Below are 21,087 nucleotides of genomic sequence, written 5' to 3' on the forward strand. Positions count from 1 at the left end.
TTGGCGCAAGAAAGTGAATGCACAAGCCAAAAATTCATGACCTTAAAATTAGGACACCACCTGTTTTTTTATCCCCTTTATTTGCATTCGCTGGTAGTATATGGTAGCCCAAATAGGTGACCAAATCCCGTAAATTCTAATAGTTGAAGCGCATGTTCCAAAATCTGTCCGAGCGCCTGGAAGCGGTTTACAAGAAGCTCAAGGGTCGCGGTAAATTAAAAGAATCCGATGTCGATGAGGCCCTCCGCGAAATCCGCGTGGCGTTGATCGAAGCCGACGTCAGTCTGCCTGTTATCAAGGACTTTCTCGCCCAGGTGCGTGAAAAATCCATCGGTCAGGAAATTCTGAAAAGCCTGACGCCCGGCCACCAGATGGTCAAGATCGTCAACGACGAGCTGGAAGGCCTGCTCGGTGACGAAGTCAGCCCCATCCGTTTTTCCGACCAGCCGCCCACGGTGATCATGATGGTGGGCCTGCAAGGCTCCGGTAAAACCACCACCGTCGGCAAACTGGCCCGGCTCTGGAAAAAAGAAGGCAAGAATGTCCTGCTCGTCCCGGCGGACGTGTACCGTCCCGCCGCCATCGAGCAGTTGAACACCCTCGGACGCGATCTGGAGATCGACGTCTTCGACGCCGGCGACGAAAAAGATCCGGTCGCCATCTGCACCCAGGCGGTGCAGCAGGCCAAAAAGGAATTGCGTTACGCCGTCATCCTCGACACCGCCGGCCGTCAGCAGATCGACGAGGCGTTGATGGACGAGGTGCGGCGCATCAAGGAAAAGGTCGAGCCGCATGAAGTGCTGTTCGTTGCCGACTCGATGATGGGCCAGCAGGCGGCGGACATCGCGAAGTCGTTTCAGGACGCGGTCGGCATCGACGGCGTTGTCCTGACGAAGATGGACGGCGACGCCCGCGGCGGCGCGGCGCTGTCGATCAAGAACGTCACCGGCAAGCCCATCAAGTACATCGGCACCGGCGAAAAGCTGGATGCTTTGGAGCCGTTCCACCCGGACCGCATCGTGTCGCGCATCCTGGGCATGGGCGACGTGATGTCGCTCATCGACAAGGCGGAGCAGGCGTACGACCTGGAACAACGCGAAGAGCTGGGCCGCAAGGTCAAAAAGAATGCGTTCGATCTGGAAGATTTCCGCGATCAGCTTCTGCAATTCCGCAAAATGGGATCGATGCAGGAGTTGCTGGGCATGATCCCCGGCGCGGGCAAGATGCTGAAGGGCGTGCAGATCGATGACAACGCCTTCGTGCGCGTGGAAGCCATCATCAATTCCATGACGCCGCACGAACGCGCGCACCACAACCTGATCAACGGCAGCCGCAAGCGGCGCATCGCCAATGGCAGCGGCACCAACGTCAACGAAGTCAACAAACTGCTCAAGCAATTCGCGCAGATGAAGAAAATGATGAAAAAGATGTCGTCCGGCAAGATGGGCCGTTTCAATCCCGGCAGCATGCTGGGCGGCAGAGGACTGAATCCCTTTGGGAGATAACCCCTGTCCGCGCAGGCCCACCGGGCCGGCCGCAAAACAGGGACCCTTGCAACGCAACATTCATTGATTTGAAACAGGAGGAAACATTGGCAGTAGTCATTCGCTTAACCCGACGAGGATCAAAAAAGAAGCCGTTCTATCGAGTGGTCGCAGCCGACTCCCGGTGTCCGCGTGACGGACGATTCCTGGAAATTCTGGGAACCTACGATCCCCTCAAGACCGATGACGGCGTGAAGATCGACGCCGATAAAGCGCAGAACTGGATCCAGAAAGGCGCCAAACCGTCGCGCACGGTGGCAACCCTGCTCAAGCAGGTCGGAGTCGGCCAGTAAGAATACGTCAGGCTTTTTTTGATCTTCGTATCGATGCGGTCCAACTCTGGCGCAGAACGAAACGTGGAACAATGCAGCGTGGCTTATCAACCGTTGGCTTTGAGGAGGGCTCGGGCATGAAGGATCTAATAGAGGTGATCGCGAAAGCGCTGGTGGACCATCCGGAAGAAGTCACCATTCGCGAAGTGGAAGGGGAGAAAACCACGGTACTCGAATTGAGAGTCGCCAAGGATGACCTCGGCAAGGTGATCGGCAAACAGGGGAAAACGGCCCGCGCCATGCGCACCATCCTCAACGCCAACGCCACCAAGCTCAAAAAGCGCGCCGTGCTGGAGATCATTGAGTGACGCATGGAATGGATTGCAGTCGGCCACGTCACCAAACCCCATGGACTGAAAGGGGAGTTGAAGCTGCATCCCCTGATTTCCGACACGTCCCTGCTCCACGCGCTCAGGCACGCGCGTCTGGACATGGAAGACGGTCCCCGCGAATGGCTCATTGAATCGCTTCGTGGCGGGGGCACCCCCCTCATCATCAAGTTCAAACATTGCGACACAGTCGAACAGGCCCGCGAGCTGGCCGGGCACACACTCCACATCCCGGCGACGGATTTTCCAGAGTTGCCGGAAGGCGAGTATTACTGGTTCCAGGTGCTGGACCTGCGCGTGTTCGATGAAGACGGCCGCTTTTACGGCACCATCACCGAAATCATAGAGACAGGCAGCAACGATGTGTATGTCGTCCACGACGGCAAAAAGGAACTGCTGTTGCCGATGATCGAATCCGTCGTCAAAAAGATCGATCTGGAAGACGGCACCCTCATTTTTCACAAAGTCGAAGGACTCGTTGAAGACCATCCGGTTTGACATCATCACCATCTTTCCGGGGATGTTCGCCTCCCCGTTCAATGAAAGTATCCTCAAGCGCGCCCAGGAACAGGGGCTCGTCCACATCGCCGTGCACGACCTGCGCGCCTACACGCTGGACAAGCACAACCGCGTGGACGACTACCCGTTCGGCGGCGGCGCCGGCATGGTGATGGGCGTGGAGCCGATCGACCGCGCGGTCGAGGCCGTCAAACAGCAGGCCCCCGCCGCCCACACCATCCTGTTGTCGCCCGCAGGCAAGCCGTTCGATCAGGCCAAGGCGTGGCAGCTGGCGCAGAAGGAGTCCATCGCCCTCATCTGCGGCCGCTACGAAGGCGTGGACGAACGCGTGCGCGAAGCCGTCGTCGATGAAGATTTGTCGGTCGGCGATTACGTGCTCTCCGGCGGCGAGATTCCGGCCATGGTGCTGGTCGAGGCGGTGTCCCGGCTGGTGCCCGGCGTCATCGGCGACGAAACCTGTCTCGATGAAGAATCGTTCAGCAAGGGCCTGCTCGAATACCCGCAGTACACGCGGCCGCGCGACTACAAGGGCTGGACGGTGCCGGACGTGCTGACCTCCGGCGACCACAAGAAAATCCGGGCCTGGCAGCAGGACGAGGCCCTCAAAAAAACCCGGAAGAACCGCCCCGATCTCCTGGGCGGCAAACCGCAAGGCGAACCCGAATAACCGTCATTTTCAGGAACCCGACTCCGTGACCGCCACAACGTCCAACATCCACATCGCGCTGGTGCATTTCCCGGTGTACAACAAGATCGGCGACATCGTCACCTCCTCGGTCACCACCCTCGACGTGCACGACATCTCGCGCATCGCCCGCACCTACGGCATCGGCACGTTTTACGTGGTGACGCCGCTCGAAACCCAGCAGGTGCTGGTGGAACGCATGATGAAGCACTGGCGGGAAGGCTACGGCGCCACCTACAACCCGACGCGCAAGGAGGCCATGCTGTCCACCCGCGTCAAGAACGTGCTCGCCGACGTGGTCGCCGACATCACCGAACGCAGCGGGCAGACGCCGAAAATCATCATCCCCGACGCCAAATCGTTCCCGCAGAGCCGGGATTACCCCACCATCCGCGAGGAATTGCAGAAGGAGGGTCAATACCTGATCGTTTTCGGCACCGGCTGGGGGCTGGAGCATGGCATGGTGCGGCGGGCGGATTTCGTCCTCGCCCCCATCGACGGGCTCAATGGATACAATCACCTGCCGGTGCGGGCCGCCATCGCCATCATCCTCGACCGGCTTTTGGCCCGGCAGGCCTGATTTTTAAAAATTTATTTGTGCCGGGGCGGTTTTCTTTGGTACTATTCCAAATTCCATTCACAGGAGTGCATTTTTATGAATCTGGTGCATCAGATCGAACAACAGCAAATGAAGCAGGAGGCGCCCCAGATCCGCATTGGCGACACCGTGCGCGCGCATATCCGCATTGTCGAAGGCAATAAAGAACGCGTCCAGGTGGTGGAAGGCGTGGTCATCAAGATGCGCGGTTCCGCCAACCGCAAGACCCTCACGGTCCGCAAGGTGTCGTTTGGCGTCGGCGTGGAACGGATTTTCCCCCTCCATTCGCCGCGCCTGGAAAAGGTCGAAATCGTCAAGCACGCCCGCGTCCGCCGGGCCAAGCTGTACTTCCTGCGCGAACTGCGCGGCAAGGCAGCCCGCCTGAAGGAAATCAAGGTCCAGACGACCAAGAAAACCGGACGGGTGCGGCGCAAAAAGATCAAAGCCGCCAAAAAGGCCGCCGAAGCCTGACAACCGCTTCCGCCTCAACGAATTCAAGCCGGGCCCTTCGGGTCCGGCTTTTTTTGTCTCCCTTGCAGGGAGGGGCAATGGGCTGACTCTCTGCCCGCGAACGAACACCTCCCCGCGCATTTCAAAGTCTATATCTTCACGGACACCGCGCTATTCCTTCCCAAAGACCGATTTCCCCCTCCCCTTTTCAAGGAGAGTTTTGCATAAGTTGGCAGATTGAAGTGTTTGGTATTGTCCAAACAAAGGAAAGCTCATCGTTCACCCTCACCCCGCCCGCCACTTAAGAAGTGCTCCCATCAAGGAAGAGGGAGCCGCACTAGGCGCGGGGCGAACAGGATAATACTTTGAGGGTGGATTTGGGTCTGTCAGCTCATTCTAAATACAACCCGTCTCCTCCGGGCGTAGCCCGGTCCCTTCTACCCGGGTGGGAGAAGGCCAGGATGAGGGGGATTCATGCCTTTTCCGTTTTCAATCTCTGGGTTTTGAGCAGGCCGCCCTGGTAAAGAGGTAAACGAGTCAAGGCTCAGGGTACGGGCTGACGTGCTCCGGCGGCGGGACGCTTCTGCCCCGTTCCGCCCGGATTCTTCAACCGTTCTTCATTGAGGATGTAGAGAAACGATTCGCCCAGTCCCTGCTTGTTGGGATGCGCGTTGTAGATACGCATGGCTTCCGGCAGCAGCGTTTCGATGTCGCGGATGCGGCGTTCGTCGGCGGGATGGGTCGATAAAAATTCCGGCGGTTGCGCCCCCTGCTTCATGCTGGAAAACCGCTGCCAGAAACGCACCGCTTCCCGCGGATCGTACCCGGCGCGCGCCATGTAGATGACGCCGATCTCGTCGGCTTCCGATTCGTTGCCGCGGCCAAACGGCAGCGTCACGCCATATTGAGCGCCCACACCCAACGCTCCCAGGATCAACCCACGGTTCTTGTGGTCGGACAGGCGGATCGACGACGCAGCCAGCGCTCCGGTGATGAGCAGTTGCTGCGACATGCGTTGCGCGCCGTGGCGCGCCACCGCGTGCGCGATTTCGTGTCCCAGCACCGCCGCCAGCCCGGCTTCGTTGGAGCACACCGGCAGGATGCCTTCATACACGCCCACCTTGCCACCGGGCAGCGCGAAGGCATTCATCTGTTTGGAGGCGAACAGTTTGAACTCCCAGTCGAGGTCCGCCATCGAGGTCTCGATGACGAGGCGGCGCCCGACGCGTTCGATCACCTGTTGCAAACGGAGGTTCGTGGAAAGTGTTTCTTTCGCCGAAATTTCCTGAAAGGCCTGTTGGCCCAGCGACACTTCCTGCGAGAACGGAATGAGGATCAACGCGGAGTTTTCGGACACCGGCGTGGTGACGCATCCATAAACGAGAGCGCACAACGCCAGCGTGGCAGCCAAATATTTCTTCAACATGCTCCCGATTATACGTTTGCCACGGGCAGGATTCAACGCCGGGTTTTTTGAGTTGCCTGCACAAGGGGAATGACCTATGATCGGGCAAAAGCTGGGGGATCATGCTCGATTTCGAACGCGAAGCGGAACAAAACGGATACGTTTCGATAGCCGGGGTGGATGAAGCCGGACGCGGCCCTTTGGCCGGGCCGGTGGTCGCCGCGGCCGTCGTGCTGCCCAAGGACGCCGCCCTGCCGGGACTGGACGACTCCAAAAAACTGTCGCCCGCCGAACGGGATCGCCTGTACCCTCTCATACTGGAACTGTGCTGCGGCCACGCCATCGCTGTGGTCGATGCGGAAACGATCGATGCCATCAATATCCTGCAGGCCGCGCGCCGGGCGATGAAACTGGCGGTCGAACAACTCGGCGCCCAGGCGGACTTCGTCCTCATCGACGGCAACCAGCCGATCGACGTCACCCTGGGCCAGCGCACCATCGTCGGCGGCGACGGCAAGAGTCTGTCCATTGCCGCGGCATCCGTGCTGGCCAAGGTGGACCGGGACCGCATCATGGACTCATACCACACCGAGTATCCGCAATACGGATTCAACCAGCACAAAGGGTATGGCACGCAGGTCCACCGGGACCGCATCCGCGAATGGGGGCCCTGCCCCATTCACCGCAAGACATTCAAAGGGGTGAAAGAGTACCTGACCGTTACCGCGACCGCCGATCCCTCCCCCAGCGCCCGATTCAATTTGTAAACCGGTGTCGCCATCGCGACGCCGATTGTTGTGAACACACGAAACCTTTTACCGCCATGTTGTCTCTGTTAAAAAAACGCTGGGTGTTCGCCGATCCCGACCCCGCCACGGTGGAACGGCTGGCCGCCGGTCTCAAGGTGTCGCCGCTGATGGCGACGCTGTTGATCAACCGCGCCATCACCGATGAAGCGGAAGGACGCATGTTTCTCGACGCCGATCTCGAAGGCGCGCACGACCCCTTCCTGATGCGCGGCATGGACAAGGCGGTCGGGCGCATTCTCGAAGCGATCGAACGCGACGAGGGCATCACCATCTTCGGCGATTACGATGTGGACGGCGTCACCTCCACGGCGCTCATGCACCATTTTTTCCACGACCTGGGGATCCGGTTCGATCACTACCTGCCGGAACGCATGGAGGAAGGCTACGGCGTCAACGACAACGCGCTCGACGAGATCAAGGCGCGCGGCAACAAACTGGTCATCACCGCCGACTGCGGCATCACCGCCGTCAAACAGGTGGCGTACGCGCGCACCATCGGGCTCGATGTGATCGTCACCGACCACCACCAGGTGCCCGCCGAGGGGTTGCCGGACGCGGTGGCCGTGCTCAATCCGTTTCAACCGGACTGCACCTACCCGTTCAAATTTTTAAGCGGCGTCGGCATCGTGTTCAAGCTGGCCGTGGCCGTGCGCCGCGCCCTGCACGAGGCGGGATGGAGCGCCGACCGCCTGCCCAACCTGAAAAAACACCTCGACCTGTTCACGCTGGGAACCATCGCCGACATGGCCCCCTTGACCGGGGAAAACCATTTGCTGACGCATTGCGGCCTTGAAGTGCTGGGCACCACGGAAAAACCGGGACTGGTCGCGTTGAAATCGGTCGCCGGCATCGACGGCAAGGTCGATGCCTCGTCCATCGGCTTCGGTCTCGCGCCGCGCCTCAACGCCGCCGGACGCCTGGGCAAAGCGGACTCGGGCCTGGATCTATTGGTCACGCACGATCAGGACGAAGCCCGGCGCATCGCCCAGAAGCTCGACCTCATCAACGAACAACGCAAACACACCCAGCAGGATGTGCAAAACGAAGCGGAGTACCTGATCGAGCGCGAAGTCGATCTGGAACGCGACAAGGTGCTGGTGCTGGCGTCCGAAAACTTTCATCAAGGCGTCATCGGCATTGTCGCCTCCAAGCTGGCGGACAAGTATTACCGCCCGACATTCCTCATCGCCATCCGCGACGGCATGGGCAAAGGCTCCGCCCGCAGCATTCCCACCTTCAACCTGTACAAGGCCATGTCGCAGTGCGCGGACCTGTTCACCCAGTACGGCGGCCACGCCTATGCGGCGGGATTGAACATCGAGGCCGGCCGCATCGACGATTTCCGCAAAGCCATCAACGAAGTGGGCGCGCCGTACCTGACCGACGACCGCATGATCTCGGAAATCAAGATCGACAGCACGCTCGATCTGAAAGACATCAGCCTTGAGTTTTACAAGGCCATGCAGAAACTCGGTCCCTTCGGCCAGGTCAACACCCTGCCGGTGTTTTGTTCGCGCCGCATCCGCATCCGCGACTTCCGCGAGATCGGCCGTGATCGCAACCACGTGCGCTTTCGCGCCACGCACAACAAAACCTCGGTGGATGTGGTGGGCTTTCGTCTGGCCGAGACATTCCGCTTTCTCGATCCCGATACCCTGATCGACATCGCTTACGAACTGAACCTGAATACCTGGAACGGGCGCGAGAAAGTCGAGCTGAAACTGCTCGACGTGATGCCCTCGGAGACTTCTCTCTGAGAACGGCCCCTCTCTCTTATAAATAAAAAAACCTCCGGTGACTCCGAAAGATTTCTGTGCTGGCAACGTTCCTGTAACGGGTCATCGTCATTCAACACGGATGGACTCACGCGGGTCCTGCTGCGTCGCCAGCCGCGCCGGGTACAACCCCGCCACCGCCGCCACCACCCAGAAGAACACCGTCGCCGCCAGCATGAACGTCAGCGGATGAAAAATCTGGATGGTCCAGCCGAACGCCTGCTTGTTGATGACGAAGATCAGGATGTAGGACACCACGACGCCCGCCACCAGCCCCATGAGCGACCCGATCCAGCCCAGCAACCCGGCTTCGATCCACACCATCCTGCGCAACTGCTGCGGATACGCGCCGATGAAACGCAGCACCGCCATCTCCCGGCGGCGTTCGATGATCAACGCCACCAGCGTGTTGAACAGGCCAAGCAACGCCACGCCGACGCCAATGATCTCCAGCGAGTACGTGATGGCAAAGGTTTTGTCGAAGATGCGCAGCACCTCCTCTTTCAACTCACCATACGACCGCACGATGACGCGGTGCGACGCACCGATGGTTTTTAAAATGGCCTTGCGCACCGCGGGCAGATCGGCTTTGTCTTCCAGGTACACGACGAAGCTGTTGACCGTCGGGTCCTCATAATATTTCAGAAAGGTGCGGCGATCGACGATGGCGTAGCCGCGCTCCTGCGAGTAATCGTAATAAACCGCCACGATCTCGAGCGACATGGTGCCGTTCGGCGTCTCCAGCGTCACCCGGTCGCCGACGCCGACGCCGTGCTTGTAGGCGAACGGTTCGGAGACGATGGCGCGGTCGGCCCCCACCATCAGCGCGGCGAGGTCGCGCGCCGGCGGGCCATCCTTGATGACCAGGTTGCCGTGGCGCGACAGCACTTCGAAATCGCCGGAGCCGAGGATCGCGGGTTGGTCGTTGTAGGTGATGTGCAGCGCGCGGAAGGCATCGACCGCCTTCACACCGGGCAATTGTTTGAGATCGGCGATCGGTTCCACCGGCAACGCATACTGATAATCGATGTGCTTGCCGCCGGCGGCACGCACGAACAGGTCCGCCTTCAAAGTCTGGTCGATCCACACGGTCACCGTCTGCCGGAAACTGTGCACCATGATCGACATGCTGATGACCATCATGAACGCGATGGCCAGCGACGACACGGCAATGGCGTTGCGTCCCACATTCTGCGTGAGGTTGCGGCTCGCCAGCAGGCCTTCGCCGCCGAACCAGTTTTTGCACAATCGGTGCGAGCCGTCGCGCATCCACACCAGCGCGCCAGGCGCCAGGCACGACATGCCAAGGATGACCAGAAACACCGACGCAAAGCCGAGCCAGGGGAATCCCCCGATGGCGGGCAGGTTCGCGCACACGGCGGCCAGCGCCAGGCAACCGATGCCGAGTGCCGTCAGCCTGCGGTTGCCGCGAAACACTTTCAAATCGTAACTGCCGCGCCGCATGACCCAGGTCGGCGACGTGCGCGCCGCGTCGTACGCCGGGATGAGCGCCGAACCCAGCGACAGGCCGACGCCGAGCATGAAGTAGGGAATGCCTTCACTCCAATGAAAATCGAAATCCGCCACGTTGGCGGAGACGTAAAGATTCTGCACGGTCAGCGTGATCGCCTGCAACGAAACCTTCGCCAGCCCGTAACCGAGCGCCACGCCGAACGCCGAGCCGATGGCGCCGATCACCCCCGCTTCCAGAATGAAGAGGGCGGCGATCCAGTACGGCGACGCGCCGAGCGCACGCAGGGTGCCGATCTCTGTGCGGCGGCGCACCACCGAAAGCGAGATCATGTTGTAAATCAGGTACAGCCCGACCAGCAACGCGATGAAACTGAGTGCCGTCAGGTTGTACTGAAAGGCACGCAGCATTTTTTCCACCTGACCGCTGCGGTGCTGCGGCCGGTCCACATGCAGAAACTCCGGCAGCACTGCCGCGATCTTCGACTGCATGCGGTCAAAATTCTTGTCGTTCAGAAAGCGAACGTCAATGCGGTCGAGCTGGCCGATCTTGCCAAACACCGATTGCGCCGCCGCAATGTCCATCAACGCCACGTTGCCTTTAAACGCCCGCGCCAGGCCCTTGCTTTCCAGCACGCCGGTGAGGGTGAGGGTGACGGGCTGGCCGTTGATCAGAAACTCGATGGCATCGCCCGGTTTGAAATGCCGTTCCGGAATGAAGGTTTCGGGAATGATGATGCCCCTGGGGTCGAGGATCAGCGGCAGCAGGCCCTGCAACGTGTCGTCGGCGGTCTTCAACGAAAAGTCGCGGATGCCGCTGTCCTGCAACAGGTCGGTGCCTAAAATCTCCACCACCTCCTGGCTGCCGGTCTCCACACCGTATCCCTCGATCACCGGATACGCTTTCACCGTGTCGCGCAGCGGCAACAGGCGTTTGAAATAGGTTTCGTCGAAAGGCACGCCGTCGGCGTGGATCACCGCATTGGCACGGCCCAGCATCAGGTCCACGGTTTCGGTGAACGAACTCAGGGTCTGGCGGTTGGCGAGTTGGATGCTCAAGAACACCGCCACGCCCAACGAGACGCCGACGATGGTGATGAAGAAACGGAACGGATCGCGCCACAAGGGCCGCACGATGAGCGGGCCGAACAGGTTTTTGAAATGAACGACGTCCCGCATGCCGTCACCCGTTCCCGGGCACAGGGCTCGACGTTTTCAGGCGGCCGTCCTCGATTTCAAAATGGCGGTTGCCGTACTGCGCCGCCGTCGGGTTGTGTGTCACCACCACCACGGTGGTCTGGAAGTCGTCGCAGGCTTCTTTCAGGATGTCGAGGATCTTGTGACCGTTGACGGAATCGAGGTTGCCGGTGGGTTCGTCTGCCAGCACGATGGACGGCCGGTGCACGAGGGCGCGGGCGATGGCGACGCGCTGCATCTCGCCGCCGGACATCTCCGCCGGAAACGAATCCCTGCGGTTCAGCAGGCCCACGTAATCGAGCAGCGTTGCGATGGATTGCCGGGCGCGGCCGGGTGCGCCGCTCAATAACAACGGCAACTCCACGTTTTCCCACACCGTGAGCGTCGGCAACAGATTGAAGAACTGAAACACGAAGCCAATCTCCCGCCGCCGGAGATCGGTGAGGCCGCGATCGTCCATTTGAGAAATGTGATGGCCGTTGAGGTGGATGTCGCCGGTATCGGGACGGTCGAGTCCGCCCATCAAATTCAGCAGCGTCGTTTTGCCGCCACCGCTCGGCCCCATGATGGTGACGAAATCGCCCCGGCTCAGTTCCATATCGATACCGGACAGCGCGGTCACCTTCACGGTTCCGGCCTGATAAAATCGCGAGACCTGATGCAGGCGAATGATGGCGTCCGTTGTGGACATGATGCGGCTCCCCTCTAAATCAAACGAAGCGACATCATACCAGACTTTGCCGGAACGCCAACAGCGGTGCGCCCCCCCAGCAAACGGACAAGGAACATTTATCAAACCCCCTCATCCCGGCCTTCTCCCACCCGGGGAGAAGGGGCCGTTCATTCCCCTTCGCCTTCAACAGCAAAACGGGGCCTGCTCAAAGTGAAAAATATTTCGATTTGAAAATCAAGGAAAGGGTGTTTGCCAGAAGGGCGGCTTCAGGCTGCGGAATCCGGCGACTCGGACGCAGACGGCGTTTGCGGTGCAGGCGTTGCGCTGTCGTCGTCACCAACGGAACGCAAACGTTCTTTCAGGAACTGGAGGAAGTCGCCGAACTTCCGCACCACGCCGGCCTCGTCCAGCACGCCTGCGGCATGACGGGAGAACACGGAGTCCAGCACCGATTCCACCAGCGCCGGAAAGTCGCGGATGTGTTTCAGATCGGGGAGCAACTGCGGCAACGGCAGATCGGATCCGGATTTTGCCTGAGACCCTTGCGAAAATTGAGAAGCGGAGACCGCAGCGAACGTGGTTTTCTGCAGGTGGAGGGACAACTCCTGCACCACGCCCAGGTTGTCAGCCAGCGTGCCGGCTGTCTTGCCCACGTCGAGCTGGCGGCCTGCGAAAAAATCTTCGGCGAACGGATCGACCAGCCTGACCAACTGCTGGATGGCCTGCAATTCGTCCTCATTGAGTGCGCCCTCAACCGAAACCGAATAGCGCTGAGCGGCAATGGCGGTCAGCGACAACCGCTCCACGACCGAGCCGTCAGCGGAACGGGTCTGGCTGCGGGAGCCGGAAATCGACCGTTCCGAACCGAAGGCGATTTCGACCCGGTCGCCCTCCTGCGTGATCAGGTTCAGGTTTCCGGATAAGGACATCCCGGCCTGGACCTGCACCGCCCGGTGGGCCAGAACCTCTGAATTTTCGAAAACCGGTTTGATTTCCATGATTACCGCTTATTATTTGATTTCGCTTGCAATACTTCGATTCCAAAAAGACAGCTTTTCCTTTATACTTATCGGTAGTCAGGCAGGAAAAATGAGGCGGGGCCATCATTTTTTTTAAGCACTATGGTATAAATGGATGAGGCCAGAGGCGCCTCCCAGCATTCACCCCATAAAAACAACGGGTCACATACAATGCCAGAATACACGCCTTTATTTGTTGAAGAATCGCAACGAACCAAGCAGTTCCGGCGGGTGATCGTCCGCAAAACCATCCAACTGCTGCGCCAGTTCCCGAACGCTTCCGAAGATGAAATCCAACGTAAGGCGGAGCAGGAAGCGGTGCAGATTTGTGACCTGTGCGTGGAATCTTCGTTCGAGGAAGGATCGCGACCGCTCATCGAACAGTACTTCATCAATGAAAAAGAAGGACAACGGCGCAACCATGTCGGCCGGTTCTTCCTGCACAAGCTGGAAGACCAGCTGAAAGGCCCGCTGTTCAAGGAGTGCCTGTTCCCGCTGCTCGCCGATTCCGTCAACTCCCTGCTGGGCGAGGAAAAGTACGACGCCTACACGGGACGCATCAAAACGTTCCTGAAAGAAATGGGGCAGCAGGGGATGTCTTACAACGAAGCGATGGACTCGCAGCCGGCTTACGAAATCATGGAAGAGATCATCAGGGAATACTTGCAGGAAATGAAAAACTTCCCGAAATTTCAGGAACAGCTGAGAAACCAGATCGATGAAGCGTTGGCCAAATACCAGTCGAAGAATCCGAGCAAGGTCGTCAACATCGACAAGAACGTGCAGCTGATCTTCGACAAATTCATGCAATCCCTCGAAATCAATTCCTGATCCCGGCGCCGTTTCGCCGCCTCCCGGCAGCGCTCACTCCTCCACCACCGGAGGTTGAATTGCATTCAAGCGCGGATGCTTCGCGTCTTTTCCCGAGACAACCGGGTCGGTGACGGGCCAGTCGATGCCCACTTGCGGATCGTTCCAGATCAGCCCGCCCTCGTCTTCCGGGTGGTAATAATCCGAACATTTATAGATCACCTCGGCCGTGTCGCTGAGCACGCAGTAGCCATGCGCGAAGCCTGTGGGGATGTAAAGCTGCCTCCGGTTTTCCGCCGACAAGGTGCAGCCGACCCAGCGGCCGAACATGGCCGATCCCGCCCGCACGTCCACCGCAACATCGAACACCTCACCCTGCACCACCCGCAGCAGTTTGGCCTGTCCGTGGCGGACCTGATAATGCAGGCCGCGCAGCACACCGCGTGCAGACCGGGCATGGTTGTCCTGCACGAAGGCCACATTGATACCGTGCTCGCGGAACCGGGCCTCCACGTAGGTTTCCATGAAGAATCCGCGCGCGTCTTCGTGCACGTCGGGCTCGATGATCATCACGCCTGCCAGTTCGGTTGCCATGAATTGCATGGATCGCGCCTCCCGCCGGGTGGGTTCCAGGTGGCGGAATTGTACCCCAAAGCCGGGACGCTTTCCACCGCGCCGGACCTGCCCCGCCCCGCTGCCTGCTTTGCTCCCCGGCATTTCCTGTTATGATAGGCGAACGAGCCGCCCGCGCGCCGCGTTGACAGGCCCCGGGCTTCTCCTTATAATCCACCGTTTGTTCCAAACCTCAAAAGCAGGAGACCCCATCCGTGCGTGTGATACCGGCAGTTGATATCAAGGGCGGCCAGTGCGTCCGTCTCACCCAGGGCAAGGCGGACCAGGAAACCGTGTATTCCGACAACCCACAGGACATGGCCACCCACTGGGACGAGCAGGGCGCCCAGTTGATTCACGTCGTCGATCTGGATGGCGCGTTCGACGGTCGCCCGGTGAACCAGGAATTGATCAAGAACATCATTTACAGCAGCACCGTGGACATCCAGGTCGGCGGCGGCATCCGCAACCTGGAATCCATCGAGACCTACGTCAACGCCGGCGTGTACCGCGTGATCCTGGGCACCATCGCCCATCAGGACCCGGACTTCGTCGCCGAAGCCTGCAAGCGTTTTCCCGGAAAAATCATGGTCGGCATCGACGCCCGCGACGGGATGGTGGCGGTCAAGGGATGGGTGGAGGTGTCGAACCAGAAAGCCACCGACCTGGCAAAGCAGATGGAACCGATGGGCGTCGCCGGATTCATCTTCACCGACATCAGCCGCGACGGCATGATGCAGGGGCCGAACCTCGACAGCATCCGCGCCTTCGCGGAATCCACCTCGCTTCCGGTGATCGCCTCCGGCGGCGTCAGCCGCGTGGAAGACGCGCTCAATCTCGTCAAGCTGAAAGACTGCGGCGTCGAGGGCATGATCATCGGCAAGGCGTTGTACGACAAAAGCATCGACTTCCGCGACGTGCTCACGCAGGTGCAGACGCATGCTGGCTAAACGCATCATCCCCTGTCTCGATGTGAAAGACGGCCGCGTCGTCAAGGGCGTGCAGTTCGTCAATCTGCGCGATGCGGGTGATCCCGTTGAGATCGCCGCCGCCTACGAACAGGAAGGCGCCGACGAATTGACATTTCTCGACATCACCGCGTCGCACGAAAATCGCGGCATCATCCTTGATGTCGTGCAGCGCACCGCGGAAAAAGTGTTCATGCCGCTCACCGTCGGCGGCGGCGTGCGCAGCCTCGACGACATCCGCAATCTGTTGAAAGCCGGCGCCGACAAGGTAGCCATCAACACCGCCGCCGTGCACAATCCCGAATTCGTCAAGCAGGCGGCGGAGAAATTCGGCAGCCAGTGCATCGTCGTCGCCATCGACGCCAAGCAAGTGGACCCGAATGCTCCACTCAATCCGCCTGCGGTGGAATGGAAAGAGCGGCACCCCACCCTGTTCGTCATGCCACAGCCGCCGCAACCGGCGTGGGAGGTGTACACGCACGGCGGGCGCAACCCGATGGGCATCAACGCCGTGTTGTGGGCGCGACTGATGGAATCGTACGGTGCCGGAGAGATTTTATTGACGAGCATGGACCGCGACGGCACCAAGTCGGGGTACGACCTGCCGCTCAACCGCACGGTGTCGGACGCGCTCACCATCCCGCTGGTCGCCTCCGGCGGCGCGGGCACACTGGAACACCTGTATGCAGGCGTTGCGGAGGGCAAAGCCGATGCGGTGCTGGCCGCTTCCATCTTTCATTTCAAGGAGCTGACCATTCCGGAAAGCAAACAGTACCTCAAACAACGAGGCATCCCCATCCGCATTTGAAGGATTTCCCGGTTGCGGTTTTTCTCTTTTTTCCGCCGTTTCGGGATTCCGGCTTGATTTTGACCGGGTATTTTTTTTATCTTGGTAAGCCCGAATGCATTCGGGATTGTCCCATTCAGGCCATTCAAAAGGGATCGTCATCCCCCATCAATCCACGGACACCATGACCTTTCTGAAAATCATCCCCCGGCAGCTTCTTTCTTTTGCGCTGGGCTGTGTGTTGCTGGCAGCATCCCCCGCGTGGGGCGGCGAAGTGCATTTCGGCGACGGCAACGCTCTGCACGGCACCATCACTTCGTTCCACGACGGAACGCTGACCTTGTCCACGGAGTATTCCAAGAAAGTCAAAATTCCGGTGGACCAGATACAAACCATCACCACCGAAGAGGTCGTCAGGGTCGAGCTGAAAGACGGCGGGGTTTTAAGAGGACGGCTGGTGACGAAAGAAGACGACAGTATGGGAATCGAACTCGTGCCCATGAATGAAGTGGTGTCGCTTCGCTGGGACACTATCAAATACATCAACAAATCTCCACGAAGATGGAGTGGCAATTTTTTCCTGGGCGGCTCCGTTCAGAGCGGCAACGTGGAGCTGACCAGCATCAGCGGTGGCTTTGAAGCCGAGCGCAATTGGGAAAACGACCGCCTGTCCATGCGTGCCATTCACAACTATTCGGAACAGGACGGCGATATCACCAGCCGCAACACGTTCGGTGCGTTCAAGTTGGACCATTTTTTCACTGAAAATATTTACAGTCTGATCAGTACGGAATTGCTGAAAGACGAGTTCAAGAATCTGAACCTGCGTGCCATCATCGGCGCCGGCATCGGTTACAATTTGTGGAGGAACACGGAAAAGCGGAACTTGGAGTTTGAAGCGGGTTTGACCTATTTTTCAGAGGATCTGCGGGTGGGTGAAGACGAGCGTTTCCTGAGCGCCCGCATTGCTTCCAATTTCATGTACAAGTTTTATGAAAACGTAAAGTTTGAAAACTTCTTTCTAGCTTACCCGAATGTGGAGAGTCCCTCCGAATACCGCCTGCGCAACCAGGCCTCGGTCAGCACCACGTTGATGGGAAACTGGTCGCTCAAGCTCACCCACATTTTCGATTACAACTCCAATCCCGCCGAAGACGTCAAAAAGGCGGACCAGACCTTCATTTTTTCACTGCAGTACAATTTCGGAAATTGACCCGGATCAGAACAGGTGGAAGTAAGCAATCAGTCCGATCGCCAGAAACACGCCGCCGACCAGCTGAATGAATCCGGATGATTCCTCGTGCGGCTCGAGATAGGCTTCCTGCGGATTGTCGGGATTGTAGATGACATCCACCTCCGTGCCCACGGGATAATTGTGGCAATGTTGCTCCGCCCGGTCCTTGAGGGCTAACTGCAATTGACCGCCGACCATGATTTTGTTGTTGGTGTAGGTCCGGGACCCGACCTTGTAACGGTAGTGCACATCGGCTCGGAAGGTGCGATTGCCGTAATTGTAGGACCCGGCATGGTTTCCACTGCGTTCCAGCTTCACGGAAGACCGCTTGACGGTTCCGGATGCCGTCGGCCAAAAGCGAGCGGCTTTGGCCTTTTTCTCGATGCGCTTCGCATACACCATCGCCCCCAGCCCCACTGCGGCGGCGGCCAATCCCATCCAGTCCTGCAAAACCATAACGCGACCTCCTCAGCCAAACACGCTTCCTGCGGTTCGCCTCTAAAAGGAAAGAAACAACGTGAATCCGAACATAACAATCAGCAGTCCCACTATGATTTTAAAGAAAAGCGCTTCCGTGCTGTTCAGCGCAAACAACCCGCGATAATTGCGGACCAGGTTGCTCCACCCCGCCTGCAACGGGTTGCCCGTCTCGACGTCCGGCGTGGTTTCCCGGTCCGGACTCATGCCGGCCCCACAAATCGGACACACTGTCACTCCCTTTTGAATGAAGTTATCGCAATGCGTGCATTGAATCGCCATAAGAACCCTGAAACAGATTTTCTGCTTTATTTCTATTTGAACGGCGGATTTAAAATTCGTCAAGTTCGGATTTACCAAAACCGGAATCGGGGCGGGATGATGAATTACGGGATTTGAAGGAAAAGGGTGGGGATTTATGAAAAGCGCCATCAGGCCAGCGCGCTGCCTTTGATTTCGAGGGAACGCGATTCCGTATCCAGCGCCGCGTCCACACCCCAGGGCAGGGTCCACATTTCATTGCCGTGCCCCACCGGGCAGTGCGTGAGGATGGGGAACGCTGTATCGCTGAGAACCTCGGCGATGACGTCATCGAGCTTTCCGGTTCCGTTGGGTCCGGCACTGCAATTGACCATTTCGCCGAAAACGATGCCTTTGACCTTTTTGAATTTACCTGCCGCTTTCAACTGCCACAACATGCCGTCGATGCGGTAAGCCGGTTCGTTGACGTCTTCCAGCAACAACAGGCGGTCATCGGTCTGAATTTCATACGGCGTGCGCAGCGACCGGCAGACCAGGGTCAGGCAGCCGCCGGCCAGTTTCCCCCGCGCCTTGCCGGGACGCAGCACCCGCGACTGAGGCGCATTGAGGCGGCCTGCGCCGGAAGTGGCGGTGACCATTTTACGGAATTGCGTTTTGGAAAGCGTCATCGGCTTGCAGCCAAAACTCCCCGCCACCATGGGACCATGAAACGCAATCAACGAACATTTCTGCACCAGGTAAAGCAGCAGCAGCGTGAGGTCGCTGGACCCCACCACCATTTTGGGATTTGCCCGGATCACTTTCGGTTTCAGCAACGGCAAAACGCGGTTGACGCCATAGCCCCCGCGCGCGCAGAATATGCCTTTGATTTCCGGATTTTCGAACATCGCCATCAGGTCCTCGGCGCGTTCGGCATCGGTCCCGGCGAGAAATCCATTGCGGGCGGTGACGAACCGGCCGAGCACCGGCTTGAATCCCATGCCGCGGATCACGTTCAGTCCTTTTTCGAGAGGCTCCGGGTCCACCGGCCCTGCCGGGGCGACCACGCCCACAGCGTCCCCCTGCATCAATTTTTTCGGGCGCGTCAACCGGCCGCTAACCATGAAGAGACTCCATGCACCGTTCTCCAACGATCATTCATAAATGAAACCTTGAGACCCACACCATGACTGCCATCGCCGCCATTGTCTATACATTAAATGCAACCGAATCCGATCCCGGCCATCCGCTGCAACCGCTCGAAGGGCAGCCACAGGTTCGCCACGTAATCGAACGCCTGCGCCAGTCGGATCGACTGGAACGCATTGCCCTGCTCGCCACCGGACCGGAAGCGTCGCACGATCCCCTGGCGAAGCTGGCGGGCGAACTGGAAATCGGATTCGTCACCGCGTCCACACCGCGGCTGCCGCAAGCCTGGGTGGAAGCGGCCGGGGCCGTGGGCGCGGACCACATTGTCCCCATCGGGGTCAATCAACCGTTGATCGATCTGGAAATCCTCGGCAGCCTCATCAAGGAACACCAGAGAACCCGCGCCGATTATACCATCACTTCCGATTTTGTCCCGCCCGGCACCGCCGCCCCCGTGATCCGCACCGAGGTGTGCCGCACGCTGGAATCCGGCAGCACCGCGCTTTCTACAATGGAGGGCGTGATGGCCGCGTTGCAGGACCCCGCCCACGCTCTCCAGTCCGCAAGCGTCCCCGCGCCCTGGTACCTGCGCAACATCAACGTGCGCCTGGTGGTGGAAACCAGCAAAGATTACGAACTGCTGGGCATGCTGTATGGAAAGTTTTATCAGGACCCGGACATCGTGCCGCTCGACGATGTCATCTATTTCCTCAGCCAGAATCCGGGAATCGCCGGCTACAATCTGACCTGAAGAATATTTCAAAAAAACCGCTCAAGAATTTCAGCCGTACGCCGATACGTTCAATAAGGAGCGCTGCACCGGTCCGGACACGGCATTTGCGACTCTCTCTTCCACCCCCTCCAAAATCATTCCGAAACCGCCCCCTCCCCGAATTTCACTTCCAAATCCGATTTATCCATAAAGTAATGGCGGAATTTCCCGATAGGTTGAGTGAGCACGGGAAAGCTGTTTCTCGATCAAACGCTTTCCTGGAAAGCTCCCGAAAGAAATCAAAACTGGATTGAATCACTACTTAAGGGTCAGCACGGAAGCCGACCCGAGCATAAAACCGGTCACGGAGGATTGAACCATGGCAATTCGAATTTTCAACAACATTCCGTCTCTGACGGCGCAACGCTTGCTGGGCGTCAACAACAGCCGCCTGGCGCAATCGATCGAGCGCATCTCGTCCGGGCTGCGCATCAACCGCGGCGCCGACGATCCGGCAGGGCTCGCCCTCTCGGAAAAACTGCGCGGCGACATCCGCGCCCTGTCCCAGGCATTGCGCAACGCCAACGACGGCGTGTCCATGATCAACGTCGCCGAAGCCGGGCTGGGTGAAACCGCCGACATGCTGATCCGCATCAAGGAACTGGCCGCCCAGGCCGCCACCGGCACCTTGGGCGATTCCGAACGCGCCACCTTGCAGATCGAGTTCGACCAGCTGCGTGCCGAGATCACCCGCATCTCCAACGCCACCAACTTCAACGGACAGAAACTGCTCGACGGCTCCATGGCTTCCGGTGCCGCGTCTCCGGTTGTCATTCAAATCGGCATCGATACTTCGGCGGAGAGCCGCTTCAACTTGAATAATGAAGTTGATCTCACGGCCATGAACACCAGTGTTCTGGGCCTCGACAACCTGAGCATTACCGCCGTCGCCGAGGCGCTGACCGTGCTGGAGGCAATCACCACCGCGATCGAAACCGTGTCCACGGGCCGGGGCAAGATCGGCGCGGTGCAGAACCGGCTGGTACGGACCATCAACAACCTGTCCGTCACCATCGAAAACGTGCAGGCCGCCGAGTCGCAGATCCGGGATGCGGACATCGCAGCGGAGATCGCCAACCTGACACGCAACCAGATTCTTGTGGAAGCGTCCACGGCAATGGTCGGGCAGGCCAACCTGCTTCCGCAGTCGGTCTTGCAGCTGCTCCAGTAATCGTAAACGGCTTCGTGTAAAGAAGCCGAAGCTGTATCGCTTCGCAGTCAGATTCTGCGACC

Annotated in this window: 23 protein-coding genes; 15 read left to right on the forward strand and 8 right to left on the reverse strand. The window is 59.1% G+C overall.

Features of this window, described 5'->3' with window-relative positions; translation table 11 throughout:
* Positions 1-152: 152 nt before the first annotated feature.
* The 7 genes from ffh (at position 153) to rplS (ending at position 4,478) form a co-directional block, all read left to right on the forward strand.
* Entirely contained in the window at positions 153-1,505 is a 1,353-nt protein-coding gene (ffh, locus tag QML71_RS10635; protein ID WP_282011902.1) for a signal recognition particle protein, read from the forward strand.
* 86 nt (positions 1,506-1,591) lie between these two features.
* Positions 1,592-1,837, forward strand: coding sequence for a 30S ribosomal protein S16 (gene rpsP / locus QML71_RS10640; protein WP_282011903.1), 246 nt, complete (start codon positions 1,592-1,594; stop codon positions 1,835-1,837).
* A 116-nt stretch (positions 1,838-1,953) separates the two neighbouring features.
* Positions 1,954-2,184, forward strand: coding sequence for a KH domain-containing protein (locus tag QML71_RS10645; RefSeq protein WP_282011904.1), 231 nt, complete (start codon positions 1,954-1,956; stop codon positions 2,182-2,184).
* Positions 2,185-2,187: 3 nt separating this feature from the next.
* Positions 2,188-2,703, forward strand: coding sequence for a ribosome maturation factor RimM (gene rimM / locus QML71_RS10650; protein ID WP_282011905.1), 516 nt, complete (start codon positions 2,188-2,190; stop codon positions 2,701-2,703).
* A 22-nt stretch (positions 2,704-2,725) separates the two neighbouring features.
* Positions 2,726-3,391, forward strand: a complete 666-nt coding sequence (gene trmD / locus QML71_RS10655; protein ID WP_345742351.1) for a tRNA (guanosine(37)-N1)-methyltransferase TrmD — start codon at positions 2,726-2,728, stop codon at positions 3,389-3,391.
* 25 nt (positions 3,392-3,416) lie between these two features.
* Positions 3,417-3,989, forward strand: coding sequence for an SPOUT family RNA methylase (locus QML71_RS10660; RefSeq protein ID WP_282011907.1), 573 nt, complete (start codon positions 3,417-3,419; stop codon positions 3,987-3,989).
* 75 nt (positions 3,990-4,064) lie between these two features.
* Positions 4,065-4,478, forward strand: coding sequence for a 50S ribosomal protein L19 (rplS, locus tag QML71_RS10665; protein WP_282011908.1), 414 nt, complete (start codon positions 4,065-4,067; stop codon positions 4,476-4,478).
* A 523-nt stretch (positions 4,479-5,001) separates the two neighbouring features.
* On the opposite strand, the gene QML71_RS10670 is transcribed toward rplS, so the two are convergent.
* Entirely contained in the window at positions 5,002-5,883 is an 882-nt protein-coding gene (locus QML71_RS10670; protein ID WP_282011909.1) for a M48 family metallopeptidase, read from the reverse strand.
* A gap of 101 nt (positions 5,884-5,984) precedes the next feature.
* Between QML71_RS10670 and rnhB the strand changes: the two genes are divergently transcribed.
* Together rnhB and recJ are read left to right on the forward strand one after the other, a co-directional pair.
* Positions 5,985-6,629, forward strand: a complete 645-nt coding sequence (rnhB, locus tag QML71_RS10675; protein WP_282011910.1) for a ribonuclease HII — start codon at positions 5,985-5,987, stop codon at positions 6,627-6,629.
* 56 nt (positions 6,630-6,685) lie between these two features.
* On the forward strand, positions 6,686-8,428 hold the full coding sequence (recJ, locus tag QML71_RS10680; protein WP_282011911.1) for a single-stranded-DNA-specific exonuclease RecJ: 1,743 nt from the start codon (positions 6,686-6,688) through the stop codon (positions 8,426-8,428).
* Between the two features lie 87 nt (positions 8,429-8,515).
* Here the strand turns inward: recJ and QML71_RS10685 are convergent, their stop codons facing one another.
* The 3 genes from QML71_RS10685 to QML71_RS10695 all read right to left on the reverse strand — a co-directional run bounded on the left by QML71_RS10685 (position 8,516) and on the right by QML71_RS10695 (position 12,784).
* Positions 8,516-11,095 (reverse strand): ABC transporter permease, encoded by a 2,580-nt coding sequence (locus tag QML71_RS10685; protein ID WP_282011912.1) that lies wholly within the window; start codon positions 11,093-11,095, stop codon positions 8,516-8,518.
* 4 nt (positions 11,096-11,099) lie between these two features.
* Positions 11,100-11,804 carry an ABC transporter ATP-binding protein gene (locus QML71_RS10690; protein ID WP_282011913.1) on the reverse strand — a complete coding sequence of 235 codons (705 nt, stop codon included), beginning with the start codon at positions 11,802-11,804 and terminating at the stop codon, positions 11,100-11,102.
* 248 nt (positions 11,805-12,052) lie between these two features.
* Entirely contained in the window at positions 12,053-12,784 is a 732-nt protein-coding gene (locus QML71_RS10695; protein WP_282011914.1) for a hypothetical protein, read from the reverse strand.
* Positions 12,785-12,976: 192 nt separating this feature from the next.
* Between QML71_RS10695 and QML71_RS10700 the strand changes: the two genes are divergently transcribed.
* Positions 12,977-13,636, forward strand: coding sequence for a hypothetical protein (locus QML71_RS10700; RefSeq protein WP_282011915.1), 660 nt, complete (start codon positions 12,977-12,979; stop codon positions 13,634-13,636).
* 33 nt (positions 13,637-13,669) lie between these two features.
* Here the strand turns inward: QML71_RS10700 and rfbC are convergent, their stop codons facing one another.
* Positions 13,670-14,218, reverse strand: coding sequence for a dTDP-4-dehydrorhamnose 3,5-epimerase (rfbC, locus tag QML71_RS10705; RefSeq protein WP_282011916.1), 549 nt, complete (start codon positions 14,216-14,218; stop codon positions 13,670-13,672).
* Between the two features lie 224 nt (positions 14,219-14,442).
* Here rfbC and hisA point away from each other — a divergent pair, with 224 nt between their 5' ends.
* The 3 genes from hisA (at position 14,443) to QML71_RS10720 (ending at position 17,195) form a co-directional block, all read left to right on the forward strand.
* Positions 14,443-15,177 (forward strand): 1-(5-phosphoribosyl)-5-[(5-phosphoribosylamino)methylideneamino]imidazole-4-carboxamide isomerase, encoded by a 735-nt coding sequence (gene hisA, locus QML71_RS10710; RefSeq protein WP_282011917.1) that lies wholly within the window; start codon positions 14,443-14,445, stop codon positions 15,175-15,177.
* Positions 15,167-16,003 carry an imidazole glycerol phosphate synthase subunit HisF gene (hisF, locus tag QML71_RS10715; RefSeq protein ID WP_282011918.1) on the forward strand — a complete coding sequence of 279 codons (837 nt, stop codon included), beginning with the start codon at positions 15,167-15,169 and terminating at the stop codon, positions 16,001-16,003. Before hisA ends, hisF begins: the two co-directional genes overlap by 11 nt.
* 163 nt (positions 16,004-16,166) lie before the next feature.
* The gene (locus tag QML71_RS10720; RefSeq protein WP_282011919.1) at positions 16,167-17,195 is read left to right on the forward strand and encodes a DUF481 domain-containing protein; all 1,029 of its coding nucleotides are present in this window, start codon (positions 16,167-16,169) and stop codon (positions 17,193-17,195) included.
* 6 nt (positions 17,196-17,201) lie between these two features.
* Here the strand turns inward: QML71_RS10720 and QML71_RS10725 are convergent, their stop codons facing one another.
* The 3 genes from QML71_RS10725 to QML71_RS10735 all read right to left on the reverse strand — a co-directional run bounded on the left by QML71_RS10725 (position 17,202) and on the right by QML71_RS10735 (position 19,057).
* Positions 17,202-17,672, reverse strand: a complete 471-nt coding sequence (locus QML71_RS10725; protein ID WP_282011920.1) for a DUF3592 domain-containing protein — start codon at positions 17,670-17,672, stop codon at positions 17,202-17,204.
* Positions 17,673-17,714: 42 nt separating this feature from the next.
* Positions 17,715-17,900, reverse strand: coding sequence for a hypothetical protein (locus QML71_RS10730; RefSeq protein ID WP_282011921.1), 186 nt, complete (start codon positions 17,898-17,900; stop codon positions 17,715-17,717).
* Positions 17,901-18,124: 224 nt separating this feature from the next.
* Positions 18,125-19,057, reverse strand: a complete 933-nt coding sequence (locus tag QML71_RS10735) for a S66 peptidase family protein (RefSeq protein WP_282011922.1) — start codon at positions 19,055-19,057, stop codon at positions 18,125-18,127.
* A gap of 62 nt (positions 19,058-19,119) precedes the next feature.
* Between QML71_RS10735 and QML71_RS10740 the strand changes: the two genes are divergently transcribed.
* A complete protein-coding gene (locus QML71_RS10740) occupies positions 19,120-19,833 on the forward strand; it encodes a hypothetical protein (protein ID WP_282011923.1) in 714 nt (237 codons plus the stop codon).
* A 340-nt stretch (positions 19,834-20,173) separates the two neighbouring features.
* On the forward strand, positions 20,174-21,025 hold the full coding sequence (locus tag QML71_RS10745) for a flagellin N-terminal helical domain-containing protein (protein WP_282011924.1): 852 nt from the start codon (positions 20,174-20,176) through the stop codon (positions 21,023-21,025).
* The last annotated feature ends 62 nt before the right edge of the window (positions 21,026-21,087 follow it).

The sequence above is a fragment of the Nitrospina watsonii genome (genome assembly GCF_946900835.1).
GTDB classification, from domain to species: Bacteria; Nitrospinota; Nitrospinia; order Nitrospinales; family Nitrospinaceae; genus Nitrospina; species Nitrospina watsonii.